9 protein-coding genes and 3 pseudogenes are annotated in these 12,547 nt (G+C 62.5%); 9 read left to right on the top strand and 3 right to left on the bottom strand.

All coding sequences use genetic code 11. The annotated features are described in order from the left end of the window. The first annotated feature begins 167 nt into the window (after positions 1-167). On the top strand, positions 168-1,682 hold the full coding sequence (locus KDK82_RS10270) for a PLP-dependent aminotransferase family protein (protein ID WP_034393446.1): 1,515 nt from the start codon (positions 168-170) through the stop codon (positions 1,680-1,682). Positions 1,683-1,712: 30 nt separating this feature from the next. On the opposite strand, the gene KDK82_RS10265 is transcribed toward KDK82_RS10270, so the two are convergent. Further along, positions 1,713-2,993 (bottom strand): serine hydroxymethyltransferase, encoded by a 1,281-nt coding sequence (locus tag KDK82_RS10265; protein WP_170962038.1) that lies wholly within the window; start codon positions 2,991-2,993, stop codon positions 1,713-1,715. A gap of 495 nt (positions 2,994-3,488) precedes the next feature. Here KDK82_RS10265 and KDK82_RS10260 point away from each other — a divergent pair, with 495 nt between their 5' ends. The 4 genes from KDK82_RS10260 to KDK82_RS10245 all read left to right on the top strand — a co-directional run bounded on the left by KDK82_RS10260 (position 3,489) and on the right by KDK82_RS10245 (position 6,746). Further along, entirely contained in the window at positions 3,489-4,451 is a 963-nt protein-coding gene (locus KDK82_RS10260; RefSeq protein WP_088164789.1) for a diiron oxygenase, read from the top strand. Then, entirely contained in the window at positions 4,448-5,527 is a 1,080-nt protein-coding gene (locus tag KDK82_RS10255; protein ID WP_088164788.1) for a 2Fe-2S iron-sulfur cluster-binding protein, read from the top strand. The genes KDK82_RS10260 and KDK82_RS10255 overlap by 4 nt, the downstream gene beginning before the upstream one ends. 50 nt (positions 5,528-5,577) lie before the next feature. Next, positions 5,578-6,282: a glutamine amidotransferase gene (locus KDK82_RS10250; RefSeq protein WP_088164787.1), complete on the top strand. Its 705-nt coding sequence runs from the start codon at positions 5,578-5,580 to the stop codon at positions 6,280-6,282. A 95-nt stretch (positions 6,283-6,377) separates the two neighbouring features. After that, positions 6,378-6,746, top strand: a complete 369-nt coding sequence (locus KDK82_RS10245) for an antibiotic biosynthesis monooxygenase (RefSeq protein ID WP_012205544.1) — start codon at positions 6,378-6,380, stop codon at positions 6,744-6,746. A 213-nt stretch (positions 6,747-6,959) separates the two neighbouring features. On the opposite strand, the gene KDK82_RS10240 is transcribed toward KDK82_RS10245, so the two are convergent. Next, positions 6,960-7,301 carry an H-NS family nucleoid-associated regulatory protein gene (locus tag KDK82_RS10240; RefSeq protein ID WP_034393459.1) on the bottom strand — a complete coding sequence of 114 codons (342 nt, stop codon included), beginning with the start codon at positions 7,299-7,301 and terminating at the stop codon, positions 6,960-6,962. A 192-nt stretch (positions 7,302-7,493) separates the two neighbouring features. Further along, a pseudogene (locus KDK82_RS10235) lies at positions 7,494-7,712 on the bottom strand (sugar O-acetyltransferase); the annotation flags it as partial. A gap of 475 nt (positions 7,713-8,187) precedes the next feature. On the opposite strand from KDK82_RS10235, the gene KDK82_RS31955 reads away from it, so the two are divergent. The 4 genes and pseudogenes from KDK82_RS31955 to KDK82_RS32730 form a co-directional block, all read left to right on the top strand. Further along, the gene (locus tag KDK82_RS31955) at positions 8,188-9,129 is read left to right on the top strand and encodes a hypothetical protein (RefSeq protein ID WP_143343446.1); all 942 of its coding nucleotides are present in this window, start codon (positions 8,188-8,190) and stop codon (positions 9,127-9,129) included. 115 nt (positions 9,130-9,244) lie between these two features. Next, a complete protein-coding gene (locus tag KDK82_RS10230) occupies positions 9,245-11,374 on the top strand; it encodes an RHS repeat protein (protein WP_088164786.1) in 2,130 nt (709 codons plus the stop codon). Then, positions 11,344-11,412 (top strand): annotated as a pseudogene (locus tag KDK82_RS33435) (hypothetical protein); the annotation flags it as partial. The gene KDK82_RS10230 and the pseudogene KDK82_RS33435, both read left to right, overlap by 31 nt. Next, positions 11,413-12,547 (top strand): annotated as a pseudogene (locus KDK82_RS32730) (hypothetical protein); the annotation flags it as partial.

The raw sequence follows: 12,547 nt of genomic DNA, 5'->3' as shown, positions 1-12,547 counted from the left end.
TGGATTCCTGGCTGTCTTCGGAAAGGGGTATTTGAGCGCCGAAGTGGACTGAATGATCCATACACTTCGCTCTCTTGTTTCAGACCACTTTGCAATGGGCGCGCGGCGTTTGCGTCAGTACAATGGCCTGCCAAAGAGGTGCAATGAGATGAAAGGCGGCAGACCGCATGAGCAAGACCTTCGAGCTTGAGACCCTGAAGATCCGCATGGGAGATGCCGACCTGCGCCAGCTGGACCTGCACCAGCGGGTGCAGCGCGCCATGCGTGCGCTGATCCTGGATGGCGCGCTGCTGCCGGGCCTGAAACTGCCGGCCACGCGCTCGCTGGCCGACTCGCTGGGCATTGCCCGCGACACGGTGGAGAACGCCTACACCCAGCTGCACCGCGACGGCTTCATCGTGCGGCGCCAGGGATCGGGCAGCTATGTCTCCGAGACCATCGGCACGGAGCTGCGGGGCCGGGCGGCGCGGCGCGGCCGGTCGCCCGAGCACGAGCGCAGCGCCCAGGTGGCCGCAGCGGGCAGGGCCGGTGCCGGCCTGAGCCGGCGCGGCCAGGCCATTGTTGACGGCGGCGGCATCGCCGACCAGCAGACCATTCGGGCCTTTGCCACCGGCCTGCCCGAGACGCGCACCTTTCCCACCGATGTCTGGGAACGGCTGCAGCGCCAGGCGCTCAAGGACTACCGTGCCAGCGTCCTGCTGCACGGCGACCCGCAGGGCGCCGAGCCGCTGCGCAAGGCCATTGCCACCTACCTCAACCTGGAGCGCGGCGCCAAGGTGGACGCCGGGCAGATCGTGGTGCTCAGCAGCACGCGGCAGGCGCTGTTCCTGTGCGCGCAGCTGCTGGTGGATGCGGGCCGGCCCATCCTGCTGGAGAACCCGGGCTACTTCGGCGCCCGCAAGGCCTTCGAGTCGGCCGAGGCCAAGGTCCTGCCCATCGATGTGGACGCGCAAGGCATTCGCACGGACCTGCTGCATGCCGACCGCAGCGGCGCCACCTGCGTCTACGTGACGCCGTCGCACCAGTACCCCACGGGCGTCACCATGCAGCTGGAGCGGCGGCTGGACCTGATCCGCTGGGCGTTTGAGAGCGGGCGCTGGATCATCGAGGACGACTACGACAGCGAATTCCACTACGACGGCATGCCCACCGCCTGCGTGCAAGGCCTGGACAAGCACGGGCGCACCATCTACATCGGCACCTTCGGCAAGACCCTGTACCCGGGCCTGCGCATGGGCTACATGGCCTTGCCGCAGGAGCTGGTGCGCGCCTTTGTCCAGGCGCGCAGCATCATGGACGGGCACACGCCCCAGATCCAGCAGCTGACGCTGGCGCGCTTCATGGAAGACGGCCACTACAACTCCCACGTGCGGGCCATGCGCAAGCTGTACGCGGGGCGGCGCGAGGTCATCCTCGAATCCATAGGCAGGCACCTGGCCGGCATCGTCACCGCGCCACGGCCCCAGGGCGGCATGCAGGTGCCCTGCCTGCTGGAGCCCGGCTGGTCCGAGGAAGACACTATCCGCCGCGCCGCCGCGGCCGGCGTGCTGCTGCAGGGGCTCAGCCGCCTGTACGCGGGCGAGCAGCGGCAGCCGGGCTGGCTGCTGGGCTATGCCTCGCTCACGGCCTACGAGATCGAGGCCGCCGTGCTGCGCCTGGCCAACGCGCTGCGAAAACCCTGACAGGTTGGGAGAAGCCGGACGCTGCATGCCTCAATAGGGCAGGGGAAAGCGCCCGGTCAGGTCGGACACGCCTTCGTGGATGGACTTGAGCGTGCGCGCGTTCATGGTGCCGCTGCGTATGCCGCCCAGCGTGGCAAGAATCATGTCGCCGATCTCGCGGAACTCGTCGGCGCCCATGCCGCGCGTGGTGCAGGCCGCGCTGCCCACGCGGATGCCCGAGGTCACCAGCGGCCGCGCGCCGTCGCCGGGCACGGCGTTCTTGTTGACCGTGATGCCGATCTGCTCCAGCGCCGTTTCGGCGGCCTTGCCCGTCAGCTCCCAGGGGCGCAGGTCGATCACGCCCAGATGGCAGTCCGTGCCTGCGGAGACCACGGACAGTCCGCCCTGCGAAAGCCGGTCGCACAGCACGCGGGCGTTGTCCACCACGGCCCGCGCATAGGTGCGAAAGGCGGGCTTGAGCGCCTCGCCCAGCGCCACCGCCTTGGCCGCCACCACATGCATCAGCGGCCCGGACTGCAGGCCCGGAAACACGGCGGCGTCTATGCGCCTGGCGATCTCGGCGTCGGCCGAGAGGATCATGCCGCCGCGCGGCCCGCGCAGCGTCTTGTGCGTGGTGGTCGTGGTCACGTGGGCGTGCTCCACGGGCGAGGGGAACACGCCCGCGGCCACCAGCCCCGCCACGTGCGCGATGTCGGCCATGAAGATGGCGCCCACCCGGTCGGCAATGCGCCGGAACTCGGCCCAGTCCATCTGCCGTGAATAGGCCGAGCCACCGGCAATGATGAGCCTGGGCCGCTCCTTCAGCGCAATTCGCCGCACCTGGTCCATGTCGATGCGCTGGGAGCGGGCGTCCACCTCGTAGCTGATGGACTGGAACCACTTGCCCGACACGCTCACGCGGGAGCCATGCGTCAGGTGCCCGCCCGAGCGCAGGTCCAGCCCCATGATCTTGTCGCCGGGCTCCAGGAACGCCAGGTACACACCCTGGTTGGCCTGGCTGCCCGAGTGCGGCTGCACGTTGGCGTGCGCGCAGCCGAACAGCGCCTTGGCACGCGCAATGGCCAGGTTCTCCACGGCATCGGCATTGGCGCAGCCGCCGTAGTAGCGCACGCCCGGATAGCCCTCTGCGTATTTGTTGGTCAGCACCGAGCCCTGCGCCTCCATCACCGCGCGGCTCACGAAGTTTTCAGAGGCAATCAATTCAATCGAGCGCGACTGGCGAATCCGCTCGGCCGCGATGGCATCCCAGGCCTCGCTGTCTGCCTGTTGAAGATCCAGTGAATTGATTTTGGGGAGCGATAAATCGTCCATGTCGCATTGGCTGTCTTGGAGGCGCTGAAGCACGGGAATCGGCAGCGCCCGGGTTATGAAAGGATTTGGAAACCAGGACGCATCGGTAATGGGCAGTCTACAAAGTGCAGCTGCCTTGATTCCGACCATGTTTCAGCGGGTGAGCAGACCAATTAAGGTGGCATGCCAATGTAAACCGTTGAAAAAAGCGGTCTGGTTCATTGACGAAAATAGGTCTGTTTGAATCCACGCTCTCTCCATAGAATTCGCCGCCAGACGTTGAAAGTCATGAGATCCAATACCGCCACGAATCATCCGCAATCTGCAGTGGAGGAGATTGATTCAAGGTGGAATATGACAGAGTGAAGAAATCCATGACAACGTATCTGCCATCTGCAGCGACATTTGAAGCGCTATTTGCAGCGCCATTGGTGATTGCCGCAGATGGAGAAAGCGGGGGGAGGGAATAGGCGATTTGACTCAGATCAATCAAGTTCAATTGCACGGAGTTGAAAAATGAATCTCGATATCTCTCGGACAGATGACGCCGTGCGCGATGCGCTCAAAAAGCTGTCCCTGCTCTGGAAGTCAAGAGCGGCCGTGAATCAGGACCTGCCTGATTACTGCGGCTTGGCGTTCGACCCCACCCGGCAGGACTTCACCGCCTCGCTGCTGCCGTTTCGCGATCACCAGGCATGGGTGGAGGCACCCCAGCACCTGCGCGACCAATGCCTGTCCTACGCCTGGGGCATCTACAACCTCAAGACCATCTACATCGAGTGCAACGTGGTCACGCCGGCCTGCGAGGACATCATCAAGACCCCGCCGCCCAGCGCCAACCGGGCGCTGCTGCAGGACGTCATGTCCCAGGCCCTGCTGGACGAGGCCCTGCACACCCGCATGTCCATCATGGCCTGCAACTACATCTACGAGATGCGCGGCCTGGCGCCGCTGGACTACGCGGACTTCAACCTCGTCGGCTGGCGCAACGGCGTGCTGGCGCAGTGCGGCGCGGAATGGGAGCGCCGCCTGGCCCGCTTCGCCATCGCCTGCGCCAGCGAAACCCTGATCACCGACTACCTCAAGACCATGGCCGAGGACCGCAGCATCCAGCCCATCTGCCACGAGGTCACCCGCACCCACGCCGTGGACGAATGGAGCCACTCCAGCGTCTTCAGCTCGGTGGCCACCGACATCGTCCAGGGCCTGAGCAACCGCGAGCGCAGCTACCTGCGCTCCATCATCCTCAAGACCGTGCAGATGTTCGCCAACAACGAACTGGGCGCCTGGTCCACCGTCTTCACCATGGTCGGCATGCCGCATGCGCGCGACATCCTGCACGACGTGGGCGACAGCAACGAGATCGGCGTCTACACCGACTCGGTGCAAAGCCTGATCGACCGCATCGGCCTGGCGGGCCGCAACCTGGGCGGCAGCGTGGCGCTGGTGTCCTCGGTCCTCGAGGAGATGCAGGCATGAGCGCCGCCCTCCAGGCAGGCAGCACGCTGGCGCGCTGCGCCGCGGCACGGGCAGAGGCGGGCGGCGTCATGGTCTACACCCTGCGCGTGCAGGGCGCCTCGGCGCAATTCCTCGGAGGCCTGCGGCCCGGCCGGCATGTGGCCATCGAGCATGCCGACGCCAATGGCGCCGTGCAGCAGCGGCTGTACTCCATCACCCGCTACGAGCCCTGCAGCGAGCACGACGGCGCCGGCCAGTTCGACATTGCCGTCAAAAGCTCGGGCCGGGGCAGCGTCTCCGACCACATGCATGCGGTGCTGCGCGCAGGCTCCACGCTGCCGCTCGGCCACGTGGCCGGTGACATCACGGCCGACCTGGTGCTGGGCCTGGACTCCCTGGTCATGCTGGCCGGCGGCATCGGCCTGACCCTGCCGCTGGCGCTGCTGCGCGAACTGGATCGGCTACAGCAGCAGGGCCACCGCGTGCCGCGCACCACGCTGCTGCTGTGCTTTGCGCGCATGGCCGACATTCCGTTCCTGCAGGAGCTGCAGCAGCTGTGCGAAACGGCCCCCTGGTTCGACCTGCGTATCCACATCACGCGTGAAGACATTGCCGCCCACGGCCCCTTCGTGCCAGGCCGCCCCTCGCAGCAGTCCCTGCTGGCGCTGGGCCAGCCCCAGGCGGTCGTCATCTGTGGTGGCCATGCCTTTGCGCAGACCTTTCGCGAGCATGCGCGGGCCTGCTTTCCCGGTGCCATACAGCACATCGAGGCCTTCACGCCGCCTGCCGCATCCACGGCCCAGCCAGGCGAGACCGCGCAGGCATGCCAGCTGCAGATCGCGCACAGCGGGCAGATTGTCGAAGCCGCGTCCGGCAAAAGCCTGCTCGAAATCCTGGAAGGCGTGGGCATTGCCATCCGCAGCCAGTGCCGGGCCGGCATCTGCGGCAGCTGCCGCATCCGCATCACGGGAGGCAGTTCACGGCTGGAGGCGGACTTTTGCCTCAGCGACAGGGAAAAGGAAGCCGGCTATGCCTTGGCCTGCTGCACCTTCCCCTCGGCAGGCCATATCCACGTCGATCTCAAGCCCGGCGCCTGACTGGCTCCGCACGTTCCAAGCCACCCTCTTGTATCCACCTGAGTTTTCCCATGAAAAAAGCCATCGCGCTGCGCCACATCCACTTCGAAGACCTGGGCACCCTGCATGCCGAGTTCGCCAGCCGCGGCTACGAAGTGCAGTACGTCGATCCCAGCATCGGCGAGCTTGACACCCTGGACCTGGGCCGTGCCGACCTGCTCGTCGTGCTGGGCGGCCCCATAGGTGCCTATGACGAGGCGCTTTATCCCTTCGTCGCCCAGGAGCTGGCGGCCGTGCGCCGCTGGCTGGACAGCGGCAAGCCGCTGCTGGGCATCTGCCTGGGCGCGCAGCTCATTGCGCGCGCGCTCGGCGCCAGGGTCTACCCGCTGGGCGTCAAGGAAATCGGCTTTTCGCCGCTCACGCTTACCGATGCGGGCCTGGCCTCGCCCCTGGCCAAACTGGACGGCGTGCCCGTGCTCCATTGGCATGGCGACCAGTTCGACATTCCCGAAGGCGCCGTGCACCTGGCTGGCACCGCCATCGGCGCCAACCAGGCCTTCGCCGTGGGCCCGCAGGTGCTGGGGCTGCAATTCCATCTGGAGGCCGATGCGGCCCGGCTGGAGCGCTGGCTGGTCGGCCATGCCTGTGAGCTCGGCATGGCCAAGGTGGACCCGCGCACGCTGCGCGCCGATGCCCAGAAATACGGCGGCCTGCTGACCCTGGCCGCGCGCAATGTGCTGGCCGCCTGGCTGACCAACCTGGAGCGCAGCCGCTGAACCTGCGGCGCCGCCCATTCACCCATTTCCCCCACGCCGGAGCCGCCGCTGCGCGGCGCCGGAATCTCTGTTCCCGAAAAAAAGGAGAGTTGAAGATGGTTGTCGTACTGTTCGAACTGCAGGCCTTGCCCGGCCAGAACCAGACCTATGTGGACCTGGTCAACAAGCTCACCCCCATGCTCAAGCCCATGGAGGGATTCATCTCCGTGGAGTGCTTCCAGAGCACGCTCAACCCCGAGAAAGTCATGTCCGTCACCACCTGGCGCGATGAGGAAGCCGTCGTCCAGTGGCGCAACGTGGAAGCCCACCTCAGCGCCCAGCGCGCCGGCCGCGACAAGATCTTCAAGGACTACCGCGTGCGCGTCACCCAGGTGCTGCGCGACTACGGCCTGAACGACCGCGCGCAGGCGCCTGCCGACAGCATCATGGGCAAGGCAGGCAGCTGCCCGGTCAGCCACGCCTGAGGGCTGGCGGTGCCGCAAAGGCCCGGCTGATCCCCCTGCCGGAGCGCGATGCACGCCCTCGAAAGATGCCGGCAGTGACTACGCTGCCGGCGCCAGGCCGGAAAAAAAGCCCGCTGAATGCTCAGAGGGCTTTTTTTCGGAAGGCACAGATTCCTTCGCATCGGAACTCCACCGCACCGCACGGCATCCTGCGTGCCGCCGTGTGCAGCGCTTTCAGTTGCGAGCTGCCGCTGCCGCCATTTCGGCGAGAAACGGACCTTGGGCCGCTTCGGGTTTGCTCTCGATGAGGAAGTCGTCGCGATCCTGGTCCTTGATCCAGTTCGGAGGCTTGCCTCGACCTGTCCACGTCGCTCCCGTAGCCGGATCGCGATACTTCGCCGGCGCACTGGTTTTTTCAGGGATGTAGGGGAACACTTGCTGTTGGGTGAACCCGAAATCGGTCACCAGCTTCTGGACCTTGGACAGGGCAGCGTCGGCCGCCGAGGTGCGGGCCTTGGCAATTTCCATGTCCAGCGCGGCCTTGGCCGCAAGGAGTTCTTTGAGGGACTGTGTCATAGGGGTGCGAAATTTTTGAAGCCAGATTATGGGGCTGTTCGGGCGAGACATGCCTGTCTTCAGGGTCATGCCGGGCGACAAAAAGGCTGTTTGCCCGTCAGAGCTCTTTGCTGTGCCATCCGTGATCGCATGCCCGACGCGGCAGGGCACCCCTGCGGCTATCACGCCCGGCGGAATGTCCTTCGTGACCACGCTGCCCGAACCGATGATGGAAACGTCGCCAATGGTCACTCCCGGGTTCAGGTGGCAGCCCGTGCCAATCCAGACCCGGCTGGCAATCCGCACCTGCCAGGGAAAACAGCCACCTGCCGCGCTCTCGGCGGCATGGACCGAATGGATGGGCGTGTAGATACCCACGCCCCGGGCCAGCAGCACGTCGTTGCCGATATGGATGCCGCCTGTGTCGAGCATGATGCAGTCGAAATTGGCGTAGAAGTTTTCGCCAATTTCTTGACTCGTTTGTGACCATGGCTTTCCCTCGATTGCGACACAATCCACCTCTTGTATACCGCTGAAGGCGATGGCCTGTGACAGCGCTTCGCCAATGGTTCGAATTCTTTGAAGACTGACGTGCCGAAACCATGGCCTACTGGATTGTCGTCGAACAAGATGTCCGAACTGGTGCAATGCCAGCCGCTATCTGCCGGGAGCCACATTCCAGATCTCGAGAAAAGGCTTTGCCGTGCTCTGCTTGGAGTTCGGATCTCACATGTTGCGGCTCTCATCTGCAGCGCAGCTCAAGCAGTATGCTCGTGTGCTCTCCATGCGACTGATGCCTATGTAAAGGCAGTTGTCCCACTCTGGTTTTTGCAGTGCCGATGTAGCTGGCGGCCATGCAGGTACTTGGTTTCTGCCAGAAGTTCATAAAACGCTATAGCTATCTAATATGAGATTGATTAATATTTTTATAGTGTCCTTGTCTGGTTTGATGTCGGTCCCTTCGATGGCGCAGAATTATTGCGCCACATATCCCAATGAAGCGAGTTGTTGCAACCCTGAATTTGATAATTGCGTTCCAAGGGAAATATATTTGCGATATGGACATAAGGCCGGAGATTTTTGCGTGCCTGGCTATCCCTCGACCGTTTCGTGCGGTGGAACAGCATCTCATGCTGCAAACTATTCTTCTCCCGAGGAAGCTCTAAGGTGGCGCATGGGTTTTATGAGTGCTTACTGGGATAGTGGGAGCTCTAAGCAATGCAAGCCATTGAGATTGGAAGGGCCTTATGGGAATTGGTCTGGAGATATATCGGCATTGAGGCTGCATGAGATCCAATCCCAGAATTGGGGCACGGTTGTTTCTCAAGAAGGAAGTCCTTACCCAGAGCCTGGTCCTATATCGTGTGCAACGCCAAGGGAATTGACGGATCAATTTTATATCACCAGATATTTGGTCGAAGAAGAATGCGAGGCCGGATTTTTACCTGCAAATAGAGTGCCGGATGATGTCAGGGTTTGCAGCAAGAAGGGGTTGTGGGAAATCAAGATCAGTGGGCCGGAAGTTACGCAATCACTGCCTTCTTTGGCTGGGCCTATCATGCAAGATATTTTGGTTCGACGTGGTGGTAAGCCTGCTGCCTTCACTGACGTGTCGATTAGCCTAAAAGAAGAAGGTTCTGCCTCATTTCAAAATTTCTCATTAAAAACCAATGTCAACGGTGAGGCTCAATTGTTGTATATTCCGCCATACCTAAAATCCACAACTGTGGAAATGAAGGCGGAATGCTCAAAATGCATTGAAGTGGCCAAGAAGAATATCAAAGTATTGATGAGTGATTTGAGTGTTGATGAAGAATCCCCTGCATCTTGTAGGCGGCGTGATTTCTAATGCGGGTAAGTGCCTTTGAAAGAGTTTTATTGAATTTAATGTGAGTGAATTGTTGGAGGGTGCCGGGTGAAGCACTTGAATTGCCGTTGATGATTGTGTTGTTTAAAGACAAACTATGAATAAAAATCTGAAAATTCTGCGCAAGCTGTCGATTTTTCCATTGAAGTCGTGCTCTCGCTCGTTGGTCGTCTTGGGTGTATTTTGTCTATTTTTTAACTTTGCCAAGGCACAAAGCATTCCCTCAGGTCCCGAGAATTTCCAGGTCCAAACGGATTGGATAGATCAAAGCCCCAACCCACTCACTGTCAGCCATATCTACCGAAGTTTTGGCGGCCCTGATGAAGATGCAGATATTGGCATGGGTAAAGGCTGGGTACACTCTTGGTCGGGACGCCTCAAGCTGCCTACGGAATATAGATCAGGCCACCCTTCCAGCATCAGCATCCTGCTGCCCGATGCCAGTTCAGTGCTATTTCTGAAAGAGCCTGGCGAGCAATCTCCATGGCATGCCGCCACTGGGCCTGATTTGTTATTGGGTTCGGTGGGAGGAAGTTGGAAGTACTATCGCGCCAGCGACGACAGTTGGTGGAACTTCGACAGTCAGGGTTGGCTGACTAACGTCACTTTGCGCAATGGCTGGTACTACAACATATTGCAAAATGACGGCAAGGTTTTGTCTGTGACAAATTCCTTCGGTCGACAGGTGGGTTTTGGTTACCGGGCAGATGGCAAGCTAAATTCCGTTGCATTGCCTGACGGCAATACAGTGAGCTATGACTACGACGCGAAGGGAAATCTCAGTTCCGTCAAGGTCAATGGCTTTCAGACTCGAACATACAGCTACGAAAGTAGTGTTTCTCCGGGCCTCTTGACTGCCATTGGCGATTCCCAGGGTAATCAGGTGCTGGGATTTGTTTATAACTCCGATGGCTCGCTCAAACACACATCAAGGGCTGGGGTAAGCGGTGTCTACAGCGTCTCTTATTCAGGCGCTGCCAGTATAGGAACGGCAGGCATGCTGGTGGCCCCCGGCGCTGATGATCCCAACTGGTACAAAGCCTCGGTCACCACGACAGCCCCGGATGGCAACGGCGCCACGCGCCACTACCAAGGATCGGCTGCCGGCGTGCGCTTGGTCGGGCAGAGCAAGGCCACTTTCTGGGCAAAGTTCAAGGAGGAGTTGAATGCTGATCTTCTTCCAGCCTATATCGAAGACTTTAAAGGGAACAGAACTTCCTACCAGTGGAATGCCAATCGCCAATTGATCACCAAGGTTGTGGCTGCTTCCAATCGCACGGAGGCCCAAAGCACTCAAATTGATTGGCATGACACCCTGGCCTTGCCCACTCTTATCACGGAGACCGGCCGCACGACCAAGCTCAGCTACGGCGGTGGCGGCGGACTGGTGGGCGCCGCCCTTACGGACAACGCCAGCAATACCACCTACTCAAGCGCCTGGAGCTACAACGCCCAGGGCCTGCCCGGGGGCTATACCGATGCTGCCGGGCAGACCCTGTTTGGCTATGACACCCGGGGTAACCTCAACAAGGTCACCAACGCCCTGGGACATGTCCACCAGTTCGCCCATGATGGCGCGGGCCGGATCCTGACGGCCATGGCCCCTTCGGGCCTGGAGCGCAGCTACAGCTACAACCCCCGGGGGCAGCTCACGCGCGTCAGCGTCGGCGGGCAGCAAACCACGTTGACCTACCTGCCCAATGACAGGCTGGGCACGATCACCTTCGCCAACGGCCATGCCATCACCTACCAATATGACGACGCCCGGCGCATCAATCGCTGGAGCGACAACCGTGGCAACTCCGGCCAGTACGTTCTGGACCAGTGGGACAACCGCACCAGTGAGCTCATCAAGGACAGCGCGGCCCAGACAGCCCTGCAGATGCAGCGCTCCATCAACGGCATCAATCGCATCAGCAGCGAAACCATAGGCGGCAACCAAAGTACTGCTTTGACCTATGACGCCAACGGCGATCTGGCCACGGCCAGCAACGGCCTGGGGCAGACCACCACGCTGGACGTCGATGGTCTGCGCCGCCTCACCAAAATCACCGACCCTCTCAACGCAAGCGCCACACTCAGCTACAACGCCCTGGACGCCGTCACCGCCGCCCAGGACTTCAAAGGCGTCACCACCACCTACACCCGCGACGCCCTGGGCAACGCCAAGGCCGAAGCCACCCCCGACGCCGGCACATCACCGCTACCTATGACGCCCTGGGCCTGATCGCGACCGCCAAGGACGCCGCAGGCCGCACCCTCGCCGTGCAGCGCGACGCCCTGGGCCGCCCCACCCAACTCCAGTACGGCAGCACGGCAATCTCCACGATGCGCTACGACCTGCCCGGCACCACCTACAACGGCCCCGGCGCCCCCAAGGCCAGCACGGGCCACCTCAGCGAAATCCAGGACCCCGGCGTCACCACCCAATACCAGCGCGACATCCTGGGCCGGGTGCTGCGCAAGAGCCAGATCCTTGCCAATGGCGACACCAAGTCGCTGATCCACTCCTATGTACCTGCCGGGCAGGGCGGAGGCGGAGAACTGCAAAGCATCACCTACCCCAGCGGCAAGCAGGCCACCTACCTGTACGACAGCACCGGCCAGATCACGGGCCTGCAGTGGAACGGCCAGCCCCTGGTCACCGGCCTGGCCTGGAGCCCGCTGGGACAGCCCACCGCCTGGCAATGGGCGGGCTTTGTGCAGCAGCCCGGCGCCACGGCAGCCCTGGACGAGCAGCGCAGCTACAACACCGCAGGCCAACTGGCCAGCAGCAAGCTGCTGAACCTGACCTGGGATGCTGCAGGCCGCATCAGCCTGATCCAGCAGCAGCACATGCTGCCGGGTACGGCCGCAGCCCAGCAGGCCAAGCTGTCCAGCGCCTTCAGCTACGACGCCGTGGGGCGCCTGACGGCCAGCGCGCACAGCGCGCCTGCGGGCCTCACCCTGCCCACGGGCTGGAGCCTGGCCGACACCATCGAGCTCAGCGCCTCCGGCTATGCCTGGGACGCCAACGGCAACCGCACCCAGGTGCACTACAGCAATGCCCTGGCATCGGGCACGTCCACGCTGCAGCGCAACTACCAGACTGCTGCGGGCACCAACCGTCTGCAAAGCTATGCCCAGACGCTGCAGCGCCCGGGCAGCGTGGCGCAGAACAGCAACGTGACCTTCAGCTACGACGCTGCGGGCGCCCTGGTCAAGAAGGGAGACAACCACCTGCACTACGGCGCGGACGGCCGCATCGCCAAGGCCGGCGAATACGCGGACGCGGCCGACGCACGAGCGGTCAGCTACGTCTACAACGCCCTGGGCCAGCGCGTGCTCAAGAGCGATGCCCGGGGCGCAGGTCAACCGGCCACGCTGCAGACCCTGTATGCCGAAGACGGCATAGGCAGCA

The sequence above is a fragment of the Delftia sp. K82 genome, from assembly GCF_002193035.1.
Taxonomy (GTDB): Bacteria; Pseudomonadota; Gammaproteobacteria; order Burkholderiales; family Burkholderiaceae_C; genus Comamonas; species Comamonas acidovorans.
Note: the sequence above shows the minus strand (reverse complement) of the source record. Positions and strands in the feature narration are given on the sequence as shown.